The 19521-nt window shown below is 58.4% G+C and carries 16 protein-coding genes; 9 read left to right on the forward strand and 7 right to left on the reverse strand.

Features of this window, described 5'->3' with window-relative positions:
* Both atpD and atpC read left to right on the forward strand, forming a co-directional pair.
* Complete coding sequence (gene atpD / locus G3M56_RS08210; protein WP_164361933.1) at nucleotides 1-1470, forward strand: F0F1 ATP synthase subunit beta; 1470 nt, start codon at nucleotides 1-3, stop codon at nucleotides 1468-1470.
* A 40-nt stretch (nucleotides 1471-1510) separates the two neighbouring features.
* Nucleotides 1511-1924: an ATP synthase F1 subunit epsilon gene (atpC, locus tag G3M56_RS08215; RefSeq protein ID WP_164361935.1), complete on the forward strand. Its 414-nt coding sequence runs from the start codon at nucleotides 1511-1513 to the stop codon at nucleotides 1922-1924.
* 176 nt (nucleotides 1925-2100) lie between these two features.
* On the opposite strand, the gene dapF is transcribed toward atpC, so the two are convergent.
* The gene (dapF, locus tag G3M56_RS08220; protein WP_235203326.1) at nucleotides 2101-2970 is read right to left on the reverse strand and encodes a diaminopimelate epimerase; all 870 of its coding nucleotides are present in this window, start codon (nucleotides 2968-2970) and stop codon (nucleotides 2101-2103) included.
* Between the two features lie 198 nt (nucleotides 2971-3168).
* Nucleotides 3169-4002: a tryptophan synthase subunit alpha gene (gene trpA / locus G3M56_RS08225; protein ID WP_164361937.1), complete on the reverse strand. Its 834-nt coding sequence runs from the start codon at nucleotides 4000-4002 to the stop codon at nucleotides 3169-3171.
* 199 nt (nucleotides 4003-4201) lie between these two features.
* On the opposite strand from trpA, the gene G3M56_RS08230 reads away from it, so the two are divergent.
* Nucleotides 4202-4627 carry a GxxExxY protein gene (locus G3M56_RS08230; RefSeq protein ID WP_164361939.1) on the forward strand — a complete coding sequence of 142 codons (426 nt, stop codon included), beginning with the start codon at nucleotides 4202-4204 and terminating at the stop codon, nucleotides 4625-4627.
* 545 nt (nucleotides 4628-5172) lie between these two features.
* On the opposite strand, the gene G3M56_RS08235 is transcribed toward G3M56_RS08230, so the two are convergent.
* Entirely contained in the window at nucleotides 5173-7749 is a 2577-nt protein-coding gene (locus tag G3M56_RS08235) for a DNA translocase FtsK (protein ID WP_164361941.1), read from the reverse strand.
* Nucleotides 7750-7978: 229 nt separating this feature from the next.
* On the opposite strand from G3M56_RS08235, the gene G3M56_RS08240 reads away from it, so the two are divergent.
* The 5 genes from G3M56_RS08240 (at nucleotide 7979) to G3M56_RS08260 (ending at nucleotide 13353) form a co-directional block, all read left to right on the forward strand.
* Nucleotides 7979-8707, forward strand: coding sequence for an RNA polymerase sigma factor (locus G3M56_RS08240; RefSeq protein WP_164361943.1), 729 nt, complete (start codon nucleotides 7979-7981; stop codon nucleotides 8705-8707).
* 63 nt (nucleotides 8708-8770) lie between these two features.
* Nucleotides 8771-9436 carry an anti-sigma factor family protein gene (locus G3M56_RS08245; RefSeq protein WP_164361945.1) on the forward strand — a complete coding sequence of 222 codons (666 nt, stop codon included), beginning with the start codon at nucleotides 8771-8773 and terminating at the stop codon, nucleotides 9434-9436.
* Between the two features lie 26 nt (nucleotides 9437-9462).
* Nucleotides 9463-10005 (forward strand): hypothetical protein, encoded by a 543-nt coding sequence (locus G3M56_RS08250; protein WP_164361947.1) that lies wholly within the window; start codon nucleotides 9463-9465, stop codon nucleotides 10003-10005.
* Nucleotides 10006-10099: 94 nt separating this feature from the next.
* A complete protein-coding gene (locus G3M56_RS08255; protein WP_164361949.1) occupies nucleotides 10100-11383 on the forward strand; it encodes an argininosuccinate synthase in 1284 nt (427 codons plus the stop codon).
* A gap of 284 nt (nucleotides 11384-11667) precedes the next feature.
* Complete coding sequence (locus G3M56_RS08260; RefSeq protein ID WP_164361951.1) at nucleotides 11668-13353, forward strand: sialidase family protein; 1686 nt, start codon at nucleotides 11668-11670, stop codon at nucleotides 13351-13353.
* Between the two features lie 495 nt (nucleotides 13354-13848).
* Here G3M56_RS08260 and G3M56_RS08265 read toward each other — a convergent pair whose 3' ends face one another.
* Together G3M56_RS08265 and proC are read right to left on the reverse strand one after the other, a co-directional pair.
* Nucleotides 13849-15228 (reverse strand): sigma-54-dependent transcriptional regulator, encoded by a 1380-nt coding sequence (locus tag G3M56_RS08265; RefSeq protein ID WP_164361953.1) that lies wholly within the window; start codon nucleotides 15226-15228, stop codon nucleotides 13849-13851.
* Between the two features lie 55 nt (nucleotides 15229-15283).
* Complete coding sequence (gene proC / locus G3M56_RS08270; RefSeq protein ID WP_164361956.1) at nucleotides 15284-16096, reverse strand: pyrroline-5-carboxylate reductase; 813 nt, start codon at nucleotides 16094-16096, stop codon at nucleotides 15284-15286.
* A gap of 495 nt (nucleotides 16097-16591) precedes the next feature.
* On the opposite strand from proC, the gene G3M56_RS08275 reads away from it, so the two are divergent.
* Complete coding sequence (locus G3M56_RS08275) at nucleotides 16592-16900, forward strand: hypothetical protein (RefSeq protein WP_164361958.1); 309 nt, start codon at nucleotides 16592-16594, stop codon at nucleotides 16898-16900.
* A gap of 210 nt (nucleotides 16901-17110) precedes the next feature.
* On the opposite strand, the gene G3M56_RS08280 is transcribed toward G3M56_RS08275, so the two are convergent.
* Nucleotides 17111-19072 carry a hypothetical protein gene (locus tag G3M56_RS08280; RefSeq protein ID WP_164361960.1) on the reverse strand — a complete coding sequence of 654 codons (1962 nt, stop codon included), beginning with the start codon at nucleotides 19070-19072 and terminating at the stop codon, nucleotides 17111-17113.
* Between the two features lie 19 nt (nucleotides 19073-19091).
* A complete protein-coding gene (locus G3M56_RS08285; RefSeq protein ID WP_164361962.1) occupies nucleotides 19092-19511 on the reverse strand; it encodes a hypothetical protein in 420 nt (139 codons plus the stop codon).
* Nucleotides 19512-19521 lie beyond the last annotated feature (10 nt).

The following is a 19521-nucleotide window of genomic DNA, read 5'->3' on the forward strand; positions in this document are numbered from 1 at the left end:
ATGAGCCAGGGAACCATCGTCCAAGTCATCGGCGCGGTTGTCGACGCCGACTTCTCGAAGGCGGACAAACTGCCGGCAATTTACAGCGCACTTGAGGTCAGCTACGACTTCAACGGCCAGCCAACCACACTCGTTCTCGAAGTGCAGCAGCACCTCGGTGACGGCTGGGTGCGCGCCGTGGCCATGAGCACCTCCGACGGTCTCAAGCGCGGCATGACCGTGACTGACACCGGTGCTCCGATCGCGGTGCCAGTGGGTAGCCAGGTTCTCGGTCGTATCTTCAACGTGACCGGTGAGCCAGTGGACGGCCAAGGTCCTGTTGCCGACACCACCAAGACCAACCCAATTCACCGTGCCGCTCCTACCTTCACCGAGCAGTCTGCTTCGGCTGAGGTGCTTGTGACCGGTATCAAGGTGATCGACCTTGTCTGCCCGTTCATCAAGGGTGGTAAGGTGGGTGCCTTCGGTGGTGCTGGTGTGGGTAAGACCGTGGTGATCATGGAGCTCATCAACAACATCGCCAAGAACCACGGTGGTTACTCCGTGTTCGCCGGTGTGGGTGAGCGTACCCGTGAAGGTAACGACCTTTACTGGGAGATGATCGAGTCCAACGTTATCGCGACTGAGAAGGACGAAAACGGTCACGTGAAGCTCGACGAGAATGGCAACCCTGTCCTCACCGACGGATCGAAGGTGGCTCTGGTTTACGGTCAGATGAACGAGCCTCCGGGTGCACGTCTCCGCGTGGCACTTTCCGCTCTCGCCATGGCAGAGTACTTCCGTGACGAAGAGAACCAGGACGTGCTTTTGTTCGTCGACAACATCTTCCGATTCTCGCAGGCAGGTTCCGAGGTGTCCGCACTTCTTGGGCGTACGCCATCGGCAGTGGGTTACCAGCCAACGCTCTCCGAAGAGATGGCCGGTCTTCAGGAGCGAATCACATCGACCAACAAGGGATCGATCACCTCGCTTCAGGCGGTTTACGTCCCAGCGGACGACTTGACCGACCCAGCTCCAGCCAACACCTTCGCCCACCTCGACGCAAACGTGGTGCTTGAGCGTGCTCTTGCTGAGCAGGCTCTCTTCCCAGCAGTGGACCCACTCGCATCGAACTCGAAGGCACTTGCTCCTGAGATCGTCGGTGAAGAGCACTACCGCGTGGCCCGTGGTGTCCAGATGGTGCTTCAGCGCTACAAGGACCTGCAGGACATCATCGCGATTCTCGGTATGGACGAACTGTCTGACGAAGACAAGTTGACCGTTGCCCGTGCTCGTAAGATCCAGCGTTTCCTCACCCAGCCATTCCACGTGGCAGAGGTGTTCACCAACGTTCCAGGTGAGCTGGTGCAGGTGGAAGACACCGTCAAGGGCTTCGCAGAGATCCTCGAAGGTAAGTACGACAACGTGCCTGAGCAGAACTTCTACATGAAGGGAAGCATCGACACCGTCGACACCTCCGCTGCCAAGTAATCCAGCGGGTTGAATTCAACGACCAACGTAGTCTGAAGAAATGAGCATGCTTCTTAAGATCGTCACCCCGGAGAGCACATTCTTCTCCGGTGAAGTGGAGGGCGCGGTTGTCCCCGGTATCGTTGGGCAGCTCGGTCTTCTTCCAAACCACGCTCCGATGGTGACCACCATGGAGCCTGGTGAGTTGACCTACACCCAAAACGGCGAGAGCAAGACGATCGCCGTGGGTGAGGGCTTCATCGAAGTCACTCAGGACCATGTGTCGATCCTCACTGACCTTGCGGTCACCCATGCGGACATCGACCTGGCTGCTGAGGAAGACGCGATCGCTCGCGCCAAGCGTGCGCTGGAGAACGCAGATCACACCCCAGAGGAAGTGGCTGCAGTCCGTGCATCGCTTGCCAAGTCGCTGGTGAAGGTTGGCCTCAAGCGCCGCCAGAACCGCAGCATCTAGCGCCGGTTGTAACTCAAACAAAACGCCCGCCTTCGGATCTTCCGGAGGCGGGCGTTTTTCGTATGAGTTGCGCTACGCGCGGGAACAAGTTTTGCCAAGGCCATGCTTGGCGATCCAGATGCACGCCTTTGCTTATTTGCGAAGACGCGCTCTGGTGCCTGGCGGATCGGCAGCGATTAAATGGAGATCGTGCCGTCGAAGACGAAGTCGGCCGGGCCGATCAGCTTCACGTTGCGGTAGTTGCCATCGGCGTCTTTCTCGAACTCCACCTTGAGGGTGTCTCCGCCTTGGACGTCTACGGCGATTGGAGAGGCGGCTCCGGTGAGTTGGTGGTGTACCAATGCGTTGGCTACGACACCGGTTCCGCAGGCGAGGGTTTCACCTTCTACTCCGCGCTCGTACGTGCGGAGGCGGATGTGGCCGTTTTCGATCACGTGGTGGATGTTCGCGTTGGTGCCGGCAGGAGCGAAGTGCTCATGGAATCGGAGTTCGCGTCCGACAGCTACGATGTCGACTGCAGTCACGTCAGCGACCGGCAGTACGACGTGAGGCACTCCTGTGTTCATGAAGTGAACGGTTTGCGGTGTGCCGGAGAGAGAGAGTTCGATATCGGATTCGATGTCGAATGGGTCAGACATGTCGATACAGACATCCTCGCCGGGGAAGGTGGCAACCAACGGTCCTGCGATGGTGTCGAAGCTGATTTCATCTTCGAACTCGGTGGTGAGGTTGCGGGCGAAGCGTGCGAAACAGCGTGCACCGTTACCGCACATTTCCGCTTCACCACCGTCCGCGTTGTAATAGCGGAAGCGGTATTGGCTGGACGAACCTTCGACCGGCTGTTCGATGGCGAGCATGCCGTCGGCGCCAACGCCGCGGTGGCGGTCACAAAGGCGTTCGATTTGCTCCTTGGTGAGGTCGTCGTAGATGCCCGATCGGTTGTCGATGACGACGAAGTCGTTGCCGGCTCCGTTCATCTTGGTGAAATGGATCTCCATGGCGTTGTCGGATGGGTTGGGGGATTTAGCGTTCGAAAAGTGGGTCATTGTCTCAACTGTTGCGTTTGGATGCAATGATTTGCGTCAAATCTCGGAAGGATTGGGTTTGGGACAGAGCCGAGGATGGCGCACAGGCAATTCACCTCATTGATGTGGGTTTCCTGTAGGGCCTGCCACGGTGGATGCTTGATTGATCGCGAAGCGGTCCAATCATGTGCATCTTGTTAACCCTGTCTAAAAAGCAGATTACGCTCGCGCGGACTTGGCAGCGTCGATGAGTGGTTTGGCGAAGTCGTGGACAATCTGAGCCAGGTTGTCGGCGTCGGCGTTGTCGATGACGGTGCGCACGATTGCGGATCCTACGACCACGCCATCGGCGGACTTGGCGACCTGGGCCGCTTGTTCTGGTTTGGAGATACCAAAGCCGACGCAAACAGGGACGTCGGTGTGCTTTTTCAACACGGCGACCTGTTCGTCGAGCCCTTCGGCAAGAGACTCCTGCACCCCGGTGACGCCCTCGCGTGAGACGTAATAGATGAAGCCGTCTGCGGTGGCGCAGACCTCTTCGAAGCGTTCTTCAGGCGTGGTTGGAGCGATCAAGCGGATAGGCGACAAGCCTTTGCTCTGCGCGAGTTCCACGTTTTTCGCCGCTTCGTCTGGTGGCAGGTCGAGACAAAGGATCCCGTCCGCTCCTGCCGCTGCGGCATCGCGATGGAAGTCTTCAAAGCCGTAGGTGTAGACCGGGTTGAGGTAGGTGAAAAGCACCAGTGGGATCTCGGACTTCTCGCGGATGGCGCGGATCATGTCGAGTACGCCGCGGGTCGTGGTGCCAGCTGCCAGTGCTTTCTCGGCCGCGATCTGGTTGACCACGCCGTCGGCGAGAGGGTCGGAGAAAGGAATGCCCAGCTCGATCACGTCGGCACCGGCTTCTTCCAGCGCGAGCACGATCTCGACGGTCTTTTCGGCATTCGGGTGACCTGCCGCCAGGTAGGCTACAAACGCCGCTTCGTTGGCGTCAGACAACTTGGTGAATGTATCGCGCAGACGCGATGAGGTGATGGAATCTGGTGCGGATGGCATGGCGCAAATCTAGCAGTGTTGCCGCCAGCATCAACCGCAGATCACCACGTGCAGCGAGGGTATTTTTTCTGCGGTCGATGCGATATTTGTGTGTCCGCAGATGGACAGAATGAGGGGGATGATGAGGGAGCTTCCGCAGATGTGTGGGATTGGGGAGATTTTTCTGTTTTTGTGTAATGTGGTTTGTTAGTTGGTTTTTATGACTGGAGTTTTGAAGGGGAGTCGGTCGGCGGGTGGCGATCCTGAAACGTATGCGATTATTGGTGCGGCAATGGCGGTGCACAGTGAGCTGGGGAGGGGCTTTCTGGAACAGGTGTACCAGCAGGCATTGGAGCAAGAGTTCTTGGCTCGTGGGATTCCGTTTTTAAGGGAGGTTGAGATTCCCATTAACTACCGAGGAAGGCCTCTTGGGGTGAGTTACAGAGCGGACTTCTTGTGCTACGAATCCGTGATCGTTGAGACCAAGGCTCTGGTAGAGCTTCAGGGGGTGCATGATTCGCAGGTGATCAATTACCTCAAAGCGACCGGACTGAACCGGGGACTGCTGCTGAACTTCGGGACACCGGCACTGCAGTACCGAAGGCTAGTCTATGAACTGAAGGAGCCACCTGCGCCACAAAAATGATTTGCGAACCGGGTACTTGGGTTGGTCCGCAGACGGGCGAGACGGATCAGGATGCAGAGTAGAGTCCGCAGATGAGTAGGATGGGAAAGATATAGGATGTCAGTCCTTGATGTTAGGAAGGGGGGGTATTGAATCCAAATCCCTACCATCTTGGCTATCTGCGGACAGTAACTAAAATCTTGCATATCGGGAACATCTGCGGACCCGACAGTTGGGTTGGTCCGCAGATGAGCAGAATGTGAAAGATGTGGGATGTTGGCCCTTGATGTTTGGGGGGGGGGCATTGAATCCAAATCCCTAGCATCTTGCTTATCTGCGGATAGTAACGAAAATCTTGCTCATCGTGAACATCTGCGGACCCGACACTTGGGTTGGTCCGCAGATGAGCAGGATGGAGAAGATAGGGGAAGTCCTTTTCAGGTCTGTGGGGAGCAAGCCCTTGGGACCATAATCCTCATCATCCTGTCTATCTGCGGAGAGTTATGGAAATCCTTGCTCATCCTGAGCATCTGCGGACTCCTCTTCTCGGGCATGCGCTGATCGCGCTACGCGTAGCGGCTGAGGTCTACGAGGATTTCGCGGGGTTTGGCGCCTTCGCTTGGGCCTAGGACTCCGCGTTGTTCGAGGATATCCATCATGCGTGCGGCGCGGTTGTAGCCGATGCCGAGGCGGCGCTGGATGTGCGAGGTGGAGGCCCGCTTGTCCGAGGCGATGATCTGTAATGTGCGTTCGATCAACTCCTCGTCTTCGTCACTGACGCTTTCCTCGCTCGCATCCGGGTTGTCGATGGCTTCCTGAATGGTCTCCTCGAACTTTTGCTCACCCTGTGATGCGCAGTGGGCCACGAGTGCGCGTACTTCCTCGTCGTCGAGGAATGCGCCCTGGGAACGAACGAGTTTCGCCGAGCCCGGTGGCAGGAAGAGCATGTCCCCTTTGCCCACGAGTTTGTCGGCGCCAGAGGTATCGAGAATCACCCGCGAGTCGATCTTGGACGACACTTGGAATGCGATACGGGTTGGAATGTTAGCCTTGATGATGCCGGTCACGACGTCGGCGCGCGGGGTCTGGGTGGCGACGATGAGGTGGATGCCTGCGGCACGGGCTTTCTGCGCGATACGGGCGATCGCCTGTTCGACCTCTGCGGGTGCGGTCTGCATCAGGTCGGCAAGCTCGTCGATGATGACAACGATGTAAGGGATCCGATCTGGGATCGGGGCGTCTTCGTTGAAGAGGTCGTCTTCTTCCGGATCGGGTGGGGTGATATCACCTTCTTCCAGTGCGCGGGCGAGATCTTCGATGGCGTCCTCGTCGACTTCTTCGCTTTCTGGTTCTTCGATTTCGAATTCGTTGGCGGGAACGTCCTTTTTGACCGGCTCGCGTTTGTTGAACGTCTCAAAGTTACGCACCCCGACCTTGGCGAACATTTGGTAGCGGCGCTCCATTTCGTTCACCACCCAGCGCAGCGCGAGCAGTGTCTTCTTCGGGTCGTTGACCACAGGCACCACGAGGTGGGGGAGGACATTGTAGTCCGCCATTTCCACGACCTTGGGGTCGATCATGATGAAGCGCAGGTCGTCCGGTGAGAACTTGTAGAGGATCGATGTGATGATCGAGTTGATACAGACCGACTTACCTGCACCGGTGGCACCAGCCACCAGCAAGTGAGGCATGGCGGCCAAGTCGCCGATCACGGCATTGCCGTAGACGTCTTTGCCAAGGGCCAATGGGATCCGCTTCTTCGGGTCGGAGAACTTTTCGTCCTCGAGCAGCTCGCGCAACTGGACCAGAGTCTTGTCGTCGTTGGCGATCTCGATGCCAACGGTGTCCTTGCCCGGGATTGGGGCGATGATGTTGATGCGCTCGGCGCGGGTGGCGCGGGCCAGGTCCGCTTCGAGTGCGGTGATTCGGTTCACGCGCAAGCCACGGCCTGGGTAGATTTCGTAGCGGGTAATGGTCGGGCCGCGGGTGATGTCGCCAGGCGTGACTTCGATACCGAAGGTCGAGAGTGTGTCGACGATGATGTCCTGAGTTTCGGTCAGTTGGCTGGTGTCGGCAGGAGATGCTGCGGCGTCTTCGTCGTAACTCAGCAACGAGAGCGGTGGCAGTTCGTAGTTGGGGAACTCTGCGCTCTCGAGTCCTGCGGCAGGGCGGTTGGTGAACTCAAGTTTTCCTGTTTGGGAGACGCCGTTGTTCGACCGGCGGGTCGAGGCGTCGATGATCTTGCGTTTCGGTGCGTACTTGAGAGGCAGCTCTTCGGTTGGTGCGTCGTCGTCCTCGTCGTCGGCGAATGAATCGTCTTCGGGGATCGGCTCGGGTTCAGGCTGCTTCTTTTTGCGCGGGGCGCGCTTTCGCTTAGGTTTTGGAGGCTCTACGATATCGGCATCTTCCTCTTCTTCTTGCAACGCTTGGCGGATGCGCTCGCGGCGGTCTGCACGACGTTCCGAGCGCTCGGCAAGGGTTGTGTTAATCCACGCCAGTCCGCTGCGGATCGCGCCGCCAAGTTGGTGCATGAAGGTCAACGGATGAAATCCGGTGAGCAAGATCAGGCACACCATGTAAAGCATGGCGAGTACTAATGATGCGCCAATTGTGCCCAAAAGCGCTTGCAGGATGGTGCCGCCAATGAGCTCGCCAAACATCCCTCCCGGAGTGGCGGTGAGCTTGTGGAAGACTGTGTTCTTCTCCTGTAGGAAGTAGGGTTGCAGGTGCAATAGAGCGCAGCTGCACAGGATGAGTCCCGCCGCCCCGGTCAACATGCGCGGTCCGATGCGGATGTGAGCGATCAGTTTGGCAGCGCCAAACCAGACCATCACCGCGGGAATCAAAAATGCCGACGCTCCAAAGAGCAGGTAAAGCGCGAGTCCCGCCAAGGCCCCGACCGGGCCAACGAAGTTCTCCGCAGGGGAGACGGGTTCCGAGTACTTGTTGAGCTTGGTCCATGCCGGAAGGTCTCCGGTGTCGAAGGACACGAGTCCGAGGAAAAGCAGAAGCGCGACTCCGATCATCAGAACCGCCACCGCATCGTTCTTGGCTGCGGAGGAACCATGCTCTTCGGTGCTCTTGGGAGGGCGCCCGGGGCTGGTTTTTCGCGTCGTGCGTTTTTTGCTGGTTCTTGCCGCCATGGAGGATTGGTGTTGGAGCCGGATGGGGAATGAGTGCGTATCATTGTCCGATCCGCGGCCCATTTCTAGTCAAGGATCGGATTATTTGGAAAGGTAAAGTTTTCGCGGGGTATGGTGGGCTGTTGAGGTGCGGAGGGATTTCAGCGCCGGTGAGATGAGGAATTTCCGACCCGGGCTAGACAGTTGGAGCGATGTCTGATTATAAGAGCCGGACTCCCGTCGCCTCGTCATGACCTCTTTGATTTCATTTGCCCGCCACCTTGTGCTTCAATCTCCGATGGATGCGCAATCCAATGGTGGGGGCACTGTGGGCGATGATGGGTTTGACGAAGCCGAGCGCTGGCTGGACGCCGCGCGGTCCGGGGATCGCCAGGCATTTCACCACTTGGTCGAGCATTCCAGGGCGCGGGTGTACGGGGTGATCGTGAACATGGTGCGCAACGAGGCGGATGCGTTGGATCTTACCCAGGAGACGTTCGTCAAGGTTTGGCGAGGGTTGCCCGGGTTCGAGGGGCGTTCGCGTTACTCGACGTGGCTCTACCGCATCGCTCACAATGTGACCTACGATTTCCTGCGTGCGCGCAAGAGCCGGGGTGGCCCCGGGGGGGGGGATGAGTTGGACGAATCTTTGTTGAGGCCGGACCGAATGGAAGCTTCCGCACCGACCGCTCCAAGGGCATCCGATTCTCCGGATGAATTGGCCGATCGTGGGGATTTGCGTGCGTTGATCGCATCATTGATGCAGCAGTTGAGCGATGACCACCGCCAGGCCTTGCTTTTGCGCGAGGTGCAGGGATTGAAGTACGAAGAAATCGCCGGTGTCATGGACTGCACCACCGGTACAGTGATGTCGCGGTTGTTCTACGCACGAAAGAAAATGCGTCAACTGCTCGAACCTTACCGTGACCTGCTAGCCGATAGCGGACTCTCGATGCCCACAGGCACGCCAGAAAAGTGAACTCCTTTTGAATAATTCCGGAATCCGATCCGACATACCTTCGCATCCCACCTCACCTGATCAATGAAGCCTACCGAACAACAGCTAGCCGAATGGATTGACGGCACCTTGCCGCCCGATGAACTGCGTCAGCTGGAAGCCTGGTTGGATGAGAACCCGGCGGAGCGCGATGAACTTGAGGCGATGCGGGCTGCCGGGCGCGCGGTGGGCGCGACACAGGGTGTGCCAGACGAGATTCCGGCGGCCGAGTTCTTTATGCATCAGTTGGAACGACGGATCGATGCAGAATCAAGCGGCCAGCCGATTGGTCCTGCTGATTCGCAGGCTCCGGCGGCAACGGTTACCAAACTGCCTTGGATGCGGTTGGTGATTCCTCCGATTGCTGCGGCAGCGGTTGCTGTGACTGCGGCGGTACTTACGATCCGCTATCAGAACGACCAACAGCAGAGCAGAGAGGGGCAGGCCGTGGCGCCGGTCATGGCAAGTGTGGATGAGAAGCCCCGGGTCTACGCGCCACGGGACGAAGTGGTGGTAAATTCCTATTATGAGTCCGGTGCGGACGCGCAGGTGGTTGTTCTCGAAGGGCTGCCGGAGGTGGATGCTTCGATGCAGATTTCCGGCTTTGGCCGTGATTCGCTCGACCGCGGCATGTGGGCCGAGTTGAGGAAGTCTGGCGAGACGGAGGTCACAGGAACGGATGAACCAGAGGAGGGCGGGAAACCGAACTAAGCATGGCGCGACTTTTTGCGAAAACGATGAGTACGGGACGAAAGCTTGTTTTCACAGCATTGGCCGCGGTGTCGATGTGGAGCCCTGCAGCTCTGGCGGACCCAGTGGCGGATGATGGCGCGGGTGCCCAGCCGCTGGCCGAAGCCCGGATGGAGACCGACGCGGTGGTTTGGTCGGGGTTGTTTTTTGCCGGTAGCGCGGCCGACGCTCAGCAGAAGGGGGAAGTGCCGACAGAACTGGCAGCGGAGTTGGTCGCTACCATGAAGCAAGTCGAGGCTCTGCACGCGGAAGATTATCGATTGCTCGGAGCTGCCACTCAGGATGTGCTGCGTGAGTACGATTCGTGGGTGCTGCCCTCGGATGTCTTCTTCATCAAGCTCGACTCTCTCGGCCGTGCCGAGGATGGTGCGCTCAAGGCAATGCTACAGGTTTGGCAGCAAAAGGACGTGCTGATGAAAGCGTCCGTATCGCTGCGTCCGGGCCGTCCGTTCTTTGTTCGTGGTCCAAAGTGGGGAGATGGGCATATTGTACTCGCTCTTCTGTTGCAGGATGACAGGGATGCGCAATGATAGGCAGTGGACTGACGGGTTGAGGCCCGGCGGTTGAATCACAGGCGCCCGTTGCCGGGCGCGCAGGAATCCATTCCCAACCCACTACCATCACATGAAAATTGTTGTCGCTTATTCGGGTGGTCTCGACACATCGGTGCTCGTGACCTGGCTCAAGGAACATTACAACGCTGAGATCTACGCTTACTGCGCCAACGTGGGCCAGGAAGAAGAGCTCGAAGGCCTCGAAGAAAAGGCGATCAAAACCGGCGCGACCGAGTGCTTGATCGACGACCTTTGCGAGGAGTTCGCAGCGGATTACATTTACCCAATGTTCCAGGCAGGTGCGATCTACGAAGGCCGCTACCTTCTTGGAACCAGCATCGCCCGTCCATGCATCGCCAAGGGCATGGTCGAATACGCACGCAAAGTGGGTGCCACCGCGATCGCTCACGGTGCAACCGGCAAAGGCAACGACCAGGTGCGTTTCGAGCTTTCCGTCGCCGCGCTCGCTCCGGACATCGAAATCATCGCCCCATGGCGCATGCAGGTCTTCCGCGACAAGTTCCCAGGCCGTGCGCAGATGATCGCATACGCAGCCGAGCACAACATTCCAGTGCAGGCCACCGCGAAGAAGTCCTACTCGATGGACCGCAACCTGCTTCACATTTCCTACGAGAGCGGCGTGCTTGAAGATCCATGGTACGACGGTTCGACTCCTGCCGACCGCGACATGTACCTGCTCACCACCTCTCCAGAGGAAGCTCCGGATCAGGCCGAGTACCTTCAGTTGCTCTTTGAAAAAGGCAACATCGTCGGCCTTCAGGTGGATGGTATTGCTGACTACGCAGCCAAGGTCGGCGTGAGCTCGACCGGTGAAAAGGACGGCTACACGCTCTTCACTCCATACGGTGTGATGAAGATTTTGAACTTCCTCGCCGGTAAGCACGGTGTGGGTCGTGTCGACATCGTCGAGAACCGCTTCGTCGGCATGAAGAGCCGCGGTATCTACGAGACCCCAGCGGGTACCATCATGTTCGAAGCTCACCGTGATCTCGAGACCCTCGTGGTCGACCGTGAAGCGATGCTCGTTCGCGATGAGTTGATTCCTCGTTACTCGCAGATGGTGTACAACGGTTTCTGGTTCGCTCCTGAGCGCGAAGCCCTGCAGGCTCTCGTCACCGAGACTCAGAAGTCCGTCACCGGTGAAGTGCGCGTGAAGCTCTACAAGGGCAACGTGATCTGCGCTGGTCGTCGCTCGCCTAACAGCCTCTACAGCGAAGATATCGCAACCATGGAGGAAGATCCAACACAGGCATACAACCAGGACGACGCTACCGGCTTCATCCACTTGAACGCTCTCCGTCTCAAGCTCCAGGGCTTGTCGAAGAACGTCTAAGTCAGGCGCTCGCTAGACCTGACTAGTTTATCACCCGCCCATCGGTCGCATGTCGACCGGTGGGCGTTTTTTTTGTAGAGAAATCCAACGTGCCACAGCTGATCGGACGGGTGGTAGTTTTCTGGTCTGAAGATAAGACCAGGTGAGGTGGCTGGATCAGTGGAGAGAATCTCTGGTTTCCAACGTAGCTGGGCCGTTATAACTCGGGCGGGTGCGTGTGATTGCAGCTTTGGCAACGGTGCCATTGGCGCTGTCGCGCTACTTGCTGGATTGATTGATAAGTTATGAAAGATCGTTCGTTTATTACCAAGTGCCTAACGGGCTGTGCGACCTTGGGTGTGGTTTCGTTGATGGCATTGAGTGCGTCGCCGTTGCAGGCGGAGATTGAAGAAATCGATGTGCGGGAGGTGACCATTCCTGTGATGATCCGCAAAGACTTCAACCCAGTGCTCGGGATGAATGTGAAGCTGGATCAGGCGGAGACGGAGATTTCCTTCGCGATGAAGGTGGGGGGAGTGAATCCCCAGTTCATCGAAGAGATTGCCGTTTACAAAGCGGTGATCGATGACAAGAGCGGCGCGGTGCGGGACAATGTGGATCCGAAGCCGGAAGCGCTTCTTGGGGCAATCGCTGGCAGTGACGTGCGCAAAGGACGCGCCATGATCAAGTGTGAGGAGGTTGATCTTCAGGAAGGAGACAACCATTTGTGGGTGAGCGTAAAGCTGAAGCCAGAGGCTCCGATCGAGCGATTTGTCGAGTTAGAGGTGACCGATGCAAAGACTCCAACAACGAAGCGCTTCCGCCTGGACGATGCGGCGAGCAAGCAGCGGATTGGTGTGGCAATTACCTATCCGAGTTTCCCTGTGAAGGTGCAGAAGACGGAATCTCGAAAAGTGCTCGAGGAGCGCGTCTCCAAGTTCTCGCGGATTCCAGGGATGGTGGTGACGAAAAAGGGGACGATCGTCGCGACCTTTGACAACCGCTACCACCACAATGGCGATCTCCCGGCGGACATCGATGTGGCGGTGAGTACGTCGCGCGATGGCGGTCAGACGTGGTCGGACGTGATCACCTGCATTAATGCACGCGATCTACCTGGCATCGGTCATGGCGTGGGGGATCCTGCGATTCTGCTCGATGAATCCAACAACCGCATCTGGATTGCGGGACTCGCGGCTCCGAAGACCGGTCACCCGATTTGGAAGAGCGAGCTGGGTTCGGCTGATCCGTCGAACTGTGGACAGTTCGTTCTTACCTACAGCGACGACGAAGGTGTGACGTGGTCGGATCCGATCAACATTACCGCAGATGTGAAGCGTCTCGATGACCCGGACACCAAGGAGTGGGGATGTTTGTTCCAAGGCCCTGGCAACGGGATCTGCATGCGTGACGGCACCTTGGTGTTTCCTGGCCAGATCTGGGGTGCCAAGCACATGGGCGTGCTGGTTTACTCGAAAGACAACGGCAAGACCTGGACGAGCTCCAAAGCGATGGAGTTCGGTGGCTCGGAGTCCACGGTGGCTGAGTTGTCCAATGGCGATCTGATGCTCAACACGCGTGAAGGCGCTGGGGGACTGCGTCAGGTGGGCGTGACCGACGACCTTGGCGAAACGTGGGAGAAGCACGACAGCGTGAAGTCGAAGAAGGGGCAGCTGCGTCAGCCGGTGTGTCAGGCGATTATGGTGTCGTTGTTCAACGAAGCTGGAAAGTACAACCTGGGCACGAGTGCCCGTCACGTGATGTTCTTCTCCAACCCGAATGCGGGCAACCGGAGCAAGATGACGCTCAAGTACTCGCGCGATAATGGCGACTCTTGGTCGGACGGGCTGCTTTATGACCAGAGGGGCTGCATGGGGTATTCGGCGATCTACCCGATCGATAAAAACTACCTCGGCGTTTTCTACGAAGGGCAGCACGGGTACCTGTACTTTATCAAAGTACCGTACCGCGAGATCATCGAGGCCAGGTAGGCCGTTGGTTGATGCTCGTATGATTTCAAGGGAGCCATTGCGTGATGCGGTGGCTCCCTTTTTGTGGAGCTCGTGAAATGTCTCGTCGGGACAGGGGGGAGGGCACTGATTTAGAGTGCATCGTCGTGTCGGGATCGGCCGGCGGGTGGGTGATGCGCTTCGGCGGTGTCTCAGGCTTGGCCTCGACTGCGTGGGCGCGGGATATCCCAGGGTGTGGTCGCCGGAGGCTCCCGTCGCCCTGGGCTGGTTTGCGTCTCCCTTGCAGGGAGAAGTTGACGACGATGAGGCTTAAGTTAGTGCCCTTTAGGGCCGGGGCGAGTGGCACTAATACCATATGACCGTTCAAAAGGTATGAGAGGTGCGTTCCGCACCATGGAGTGTTGCAGAGTGCGCCAAATCTATTGGAGCGCTCACTGCCTCCCGCAGCGATGGGGCTGGAGTATGTTCCGTATCGAGTGCGGCGGCTCGCTCGCTGGAGGTGGAGCGTGCGTCGGGCTATTCGCCCAGATGTTTGGCTGCGGATTCCGCGTCCGGCGTGAGGTCGGCTACGGCCGGGGTGATGAGCTTGCGCAGGGTTTCGATCAGCGGGGTATCCGGGTTGCTGCTGAGTTGCTCCTCAATGAGCTGGCGCAATGGGGTGTCGAGCGAGGCGGCGGGAGCTGCGGCTGGTGTGGCGTCGCCGTCTTTGATCGGCAAGTCACGGGGCATGATGATATTGCCCGTGGCGAGCACGGCGGCGCGCTGCACGACGTTTTCGAGTTCGCGCACGTTGCCTGGCCAGTTGTAGTTCTGCAGCATGTGCATGGCGCCGAGCGAGAAGCGCAATGTGGGACCTTTGCGGGTGGCTGAGATCCGATGGAGGAAGTGCTCGGCCAAGGGCTTGATGTCGTCAGTCCGCTCACGCAGTGGCGGGATGTGGATGCGCACCACGTTGAGTCGGTAGTAGAGGTCCTCGCGGAATGTACCGGCGGCGATTGCGCCTTCTGGATCCCTGTTGGTGGCGGCCACCACGCGGACATTCGCCTTCAGGGTCTGATTGCCGCCAACGCGGGAGAACTCGGCTTCCTGGAGGACACGCAGTAGTTTGCTTTGGACGAGGATGGGCATTTCGCCGATCTCGTCGAGGAAGAGCGTGCCGCCATTGCCTTGTTCGAAGCGGCCGATGCGTTGCTGCATTGCGCCGGTAAAGGCACCTTTCTCGTGGCCGAAGAGCTCGCTCTCCAGGAGGGTCTCCGGGATGGCCGCGCAGTTGATGGCAACGAATGGCTTGGCCGCGCGGGTGGAAAACTGATGTACCGCTTTGGCGACGACTTCCTTGCCGCAGCCGGATTCCCCGGTGATGAGGACGGGGGCGTCGGATCGCGACACGCGACCGATCATCTTGAGCACGTTTTGGATCGCCGGAGACTCGCCGATGATCACATTGCCGAGTGCTTCCTGGGGGTCGACGGCTTTTTGCCTCTTTGCTGCCGGCTCCGCTGCCATTTCCTCAATGGTTTGCAGGGCCGATTCGACCGTGGGCCGTAGTTCGTATGGGAGGGCGGACTTGCGCAGGAAGTCGTAGCCACCAAGTCGCATCGTCTCGATCACCGCGGAGTTCGGCGGGATTCCTGTGGTGAGGATGACGAGTGTCTTCGGCGTTTGCAGGCGCAGCTTTTTGAGCAACTCCACTCCGTTGAACGGCTGGAGCGCATATTCGGCAATCACCAGCGACGGTGGGTCCTTCTTGCACGAGGCAAGCGCCTCTTCAGTGCGCTGGAACGTGTCGATCCGAAGGTCCGGAGCCTGCAGGTGTTTGCCCGCCCAGAGGAGAAACTCTTCCTCGGGGTCGATCAGGACGATGCGGTGTTGTGCTGTGTTGGTAGCTGTTGGCATCGGGGGATTGGGCTGGTGCGGCTCAGGAGCGCGTCGCTGGTGATTTAGTGCGAACTTAATTCGATGGTCGAGACATTTCGCGCGAGCGATTGGCGGCAGCGGCTGCGGCGTCAATCACTGCGGCGCGCAGGCCGGATTGCTCGAGGCTGTGGATGGCGGCAATTGTCGTGCCACCCGGGCTTGCGACAGCGTCGCGCAGCACCGCTGGGTGGTCGCCGGATTCCTGGACCATACGTGCGGCGCCGAGAACGGTTTGGGCGGCGAGCTTGAGAGAGTCAGCACGCGAGAGCCCTTGTACCACACCGCCGTCTGCGAGTGCCTCGATGAAGGTGTAGACGTAGGCGGGGGCGCTTCCGCTCACGCCAATGACGGCGTGAATCTTGTCTTCTGGGACGGTGACGCAGATGCCGACCGACGAGAAGAGCTTCTCGACAAAAGCGAGGTCGTCCTCGGTTGCGTTCGGGCCTGCTGTGATGCTTGAGGCTCCCGCTCCGATCAACGATGGCGTGTTAGGCATTACGCGGACGATGCGGTGGTTCGCTCCGGCTGACGCGGAAAGTGTGTCACACGTGACGCCGGCAGCGACAGAGATGACGAGTTTTGATTCGGTGACGCCGTCGAGAGCGGCGCTGAGCGCCTCGTGCATTTGGTATGGCTTGACCGCAGCGAGCAAGGCGGACGAGGAGTTGACCAGCTCGGCCAGTGAGGCCACCGCAGTGCAGCCGGTGGTGGCGGCGTAGTCTTGCGCTTTCTCTTCGGTACGGGTGAATACAGCGAGTTGTGGCGGGGTGAGCGCTCCATTGGCGAGGAATCCGTCAGTGAGTGCCCGACCCATGTTGCCGAGTCCAATGAGACCTAGATCATGCATAGAGTCAGTACCATAGCGAGACTGCTGCATTCGACAATGGGGAATCCGGGTTCGTTGGGGGATGCGTCCGGACGAGCAGATGTGTGCCTTGCTTATGCGCAGTAAGATGCGTTTGATCGGCTGCCGTGCGATTTTTTTTGCAGGGAGCCCTGTAGCGCACGTTCCCGAGCCGATGCGCTCCCTGTGTGAGCCCGTGGTGTGGGATTGGTACGTGAGTGTGTCAGTGAAGACGGACGGGCGGGGTCCGCCGGGATCCGCAGATTTTGAACCCGAATAGAGTTGAAGGTCAACGGGTCGTGCGGTGCGCCTCTTGATGAAAACTGCGAGTTTTTCCTGCCATTGTCAGGGCTCGCTGACGGCGGGCATTGGGGAACAATGTTTGGACTGAATAGGTCAAAGTCAGGTACAGCCTTCCATCATTGCCGAGGAAGAATCGTTGGGACAAGCAAAAAACTCATCGCCAATTCTCTAGTTTGTGCTAATGTCCAAACACTTATGGCAACCGCAAGAAAGAAGAGATTCTCCCGTCGTGTTCCTGATCATGTTACGGACGAACTCGTAGTAGTGCTCTCTGAGGAAACCGAATTCCTTCACTTTAACGACCTTTTCCAGAAGGTCTACGACAACTTGAAGAAGAAAAACGCAGTGAGCGGCGGCGAAGAAATGCTTCGTTTGCGTGCGTATGAGAAGCTCCAGAACCTCGTCTCCCGCGGGATGGTCGAGAAAGAAGGTCGCCAGTATCTTGGTCTCGATGGCATTGAGCGTGCCTCCTCCAAGTGGCAGGCCGAAGGAGAGAAGGCGTAAGCCTCAGAGATTCCATTACCTCTAAGTAAAGTTTATCCCCGTCGGATCCTGAACCGGCGGGGATTTTTTGTGTCTAGACTACCGCTCCGGCGAAGCGGTGGCGCCTGAAGGGGAGGCGGGTGATAAAAAGAACGCCCCGCGGTCAGGGACCGGCGGGGCGATTGGAAATGAGCTGTGACTCATGGGACCGAATGAACGGTCAGCTTGGTATTAGAACGGATCGACAGGTGCAGACGAATTGTTGTCCGCTGGGACGTAGGTGTCGGTGTTTGAGCCTTGCTGCATGACTTGATCGATCATGCGCTCCACGCCGTCACGGGCGATCTTGCTGTCGGGATAGGCCTGGCGGGCTTTCATATAATGAGCAAGAGCAGAGCCACGGCGCCCGCGTTGTTCATGGAACTTGGCCTGGCGCAAGGTGTCTGCGAAGACCGCGACGCGCTGTGTCAGTTCTTCCGAGCGCAAGGCGAGCTTGCTGTCGGTTGGGAAGCGCTTGCGCAGGATCTGGATCTCCTCCCAGGCGGCGAACTCGGCGAATGGCGACGAGCTGGACTCGGCGCGCTTTGAAAGTTCGATTGCCTGACGGATCTCGCTGGCGTTGGTGGCGACTTCGTTGATCTCCTTGAGCTTGGCTTCGTCGTTGCGGAACGCGGCGAGGTATTGGCCGATGTCCTGCACGATCATGTCGTAGTTGCCTTCCGCTTTGAGGCGCTCGTAGTCGTTGCGCAACTTTGCTTCGCCGAGTTGGTCGCTGGTCTGGTCGATGAACTCGTCGAGGTTCGGATTGCTCGGCCAGATCTCGACCGCGGTTTTGACCTGCTGCTCCGCATCCTCGGTTTTGTTCTGGAAGAACAAGTTCTGAGCTTTCTTGAGAGCCATGTTGGAAGCCAGCATCTGCGACTTGATCCAGGATTCCTCCTTCGCGCCGTCAAAGTCTGGAGCGGCCTCGTAGAGCTCTTTCAAAAGCTCCTCGGCGCTGCCGTAGTCTTTTGCGCTCATGGCGTTGAGGAGGCGGTAGCGCTTTTGGGCGAACTTGTGCAGCTTGCGCTTTTTGCCCAAGTCATAAAGGCGCACGGGCTCGAGGTACTCGCCAATGATGAACGCTTCCTGCAAACGCTTGTAGGCGCTCCACAGTTCGTTTTGCGAAACGAGGTAGTCCACCGCACGCATCTTCGACTTCACTTCGCCGATCGACTCATTGGCCATGCCGTCGAGCGTGCTGACGGTCGGGCTCCCGCCGAGCGTGTCGGAGAACAACTTGCCCACATCCGAGTTCTTCTTGAGCTTCAGCGTGGCTTCGCCGTCGTTGAAGATGTGGTTGTAGAAGCGGCCGGCGATCACGCAGTGCTCGAAGCGACGCTGCAGGAACAGCTGCGCCATGAACACGTGGTACTCCGTCTTGGCTTTGATCTCGGCGGTCTTCTGCTGAGCTTGGAGGAGCTTCTTGCGCGCCACGTTTTCGCTGCGCTCAAGGATGATGTCCTGGTAGAGCAGTGACTGTGTGCCAACGCCGGCCGGAGGGCCGCCTCCGCCTTGCTTGTCATTGCCGCTGCCGTTTTGCTGGCCGGTGAGCGGGAGCTCGGTGGCCTTCATGTCGCCGCGCCATTGCAGGTCTTTTTGGGCCTTGTCGATCTGGGCCAGTTCGCGTTGCATGCTGGAGATGTCGCGGTTGACCAGCCAGATCTGGAAGACGTGGTTGTAGAGAGTCGAGCTGATCCCATTGTCGATCGTCTTGTACTCCGATGCCTTTTTGAGCAGTGCCAGGGCTTTCGGGTAGTTGGCCTTGCGCTCGCTGATGCCGCCGTGGGTGAGCAGGGCTGGAATGGCGCCCAGCGTTTCGTAGTACTCTTTGGCCAGATCGATCTCGACCGGTGGCGTGTTGAGATAGCTTTCGATGCGGGCGGCGAACACGCGCTGGTCGTTTACGTTCCACGTGTTGCCGTTGAACATGACGTTCTCCGTAGAGGCGTCGAACACAGGAATTTCGTTGCCGAATGGCGTTGCCGGACCGCTCTGGGGCTGTTGTTGGTTGACGATGGTCGTGTTGCCATTGCCTCCCTGTGGTTGCGAGGCAGGTGCCGTCGGGGCGGGGAAGACCTGGGCGTGAAGAGAGCCGGCAGCCAGAAGGGCGGCGGTGCCCAGAGTCGCGGAAGTTTTGAGTGGGTTCATCATGAGGACCTGGGGATGGGAATTAAAGTTCGAGGATCTTGGTCGCCTGAGGGATGCCTTCAGCATTGACCTCGACGATCATGTTGAGAACGAAGCCCGGTTCGATGTTGGTGGCACCGATGTCGCCAGGGATGATCACAGGCATTGGGCGCTCTTCTGATGGGGTTTGTACCATCAGTGTAATCAACTGGGAATCTCCGGTGATGCGGTCGCGGTGCTTCACGGTGCCTTGCAGCGAGTAGACGTTGCCGCGCAGGTTTTCCGAGTTGTTGTAATAATCGAGCACCGGCAGTGGTGTCTGGCGGTCCGGGGTGTCGCCACTCAACGAGCGGGATGCAATCATCGCAATTCCGCCGACGAGAATCAATCCGGTTGCGCCGATGATGAGGCCCTTGGCGGGCGAGGAGTTGGTTTGTCTTTTGCGACGTCGTTGTTGTGCCATGAGAGAGGGG

The organism is Sulfuriroseicoccus oceanibius (genome assembly GCF_010681825.2).
Lineage (GTDB): Bacteria > Verrucomicrobiota > Verrucomicrobiia > Verrucomicrobiales > SLCJ01 > Sulfuriroseicoccus > Sulfuriroseicoccus oceanibius.

Excerpts from the sequence above, each read along its gene's own strand:
- atpD (WP_164361933.1), top strand. The coding sequence starts at position 1 with ATGAGCCAGGGAACCATCGTCCAAGTCATCGGCGCGGTTGTCGACGCC.
- atpC (WP_164361935.1), top strand. The coding sequence starts at position 1,511 with ATGAGCATGCTTCTTAAGATCGTCACCCCGGAGAGCACATTCTTCTCC.
- dapF (WP_235203326.1), bottom strand. The coding sequence starts at position 2,970 with ATGACCCACTTTTCGAACGCTAAATCCCCCAACCCATCCGACAACGCC.
- trpA (WP_164361937.1), bottom strand. The coding sequence starts at position 4,002 with ATGCCATCCGCACCAGATTCCATCACCTCATCGCGTCTGCGCGATACA.
- G3M56_RS08230 (WP_164361939.1), top strand. The coding sequence starts at position 4,202 with ATGACTGGAGTTTTGAAGGGGAGTCGGTCGGCGGGTGGCGATCCTGAA.
- G3M56_RS08235 (WP_164361941.1), bottom strand. The coding sequence starts at position 7,749 with ATGGCGGCAAGAACCAGCAAAAAACGCACGACGCGAAAAACCAGCCCC.
- G3M56_RS08240 (WP_164361943.1), top strand. The coding sequence starts at position 7,979 with ATGACCTCTTTGATTTCATTTGCCCGCCACCTTGTGCTTCAATCTCCG.
- G3M56_RS08245 (WP_164361945.1), top strand. The coding sequence starts at position 8,771 with ATGAAGCCTACCGAACAACAGCTAGCCGAATGGATTGACGGCACCTTG.
- G3M56_RS08250 (WP_164361947.1), top strand. The coding sequence starts at position 9,463 with ATGAGTACGGGACGAAAGCTTGTTTTCACAGCATTGGCCGCGGTGTCG.
- G3M56_RS08255 (WP_164361949.1), top strand. The coding sequence starts at position 10,100 with ATGAAAATTGTTGTCGCTTATTCGGGTGGTCTCGACACATCGGTGCTC.
- G3M56_RS08260 (WP_164361951.1), top strand. The coding sequence starts at position 11,668 with ATGAAAGATCGTTCGTTTATTACCAAGTGCCTAACGGGCTGTGCGACC.
- G3M56_RS08265 (WP_164361953.1), bottom strand. The coding sequence starts at position 15,228 with ATGCCAACAGCTACCAACACAGCACAACACCGCATCGTCCTGATCGAC.
- proC (WP_164361956.1), bottom strand. The coding sequence starts at position 16,096 with ATGCATGATCTAGGTCTCATTGGACTCGGCAACATGGGTCGGGCACTC.
- G3M56_RS08275 (WP_164361958.1), top strand. The coding sequence starts at position 16,592 with ATGGCAACCGCAAGAAAGAAGAGATTCTCCCGTCGTGTTCCTGATCAT.
- G3M56_RS08280 (WP_164361960.1), bottom strand. The coding sequence starts at position 19,072 with ATGATGAACCCACTCAAAACTTCCGCGACTCTGGGCACCGCCGCCCTT.
- G3M56_RS08285 (WP_164361962.1), bottom strand. The coding sequence starts at position 19,511 with ATGGCACAACAACGACGTCGCAAAAGACAAACCAACTCCTCGCCCGCC.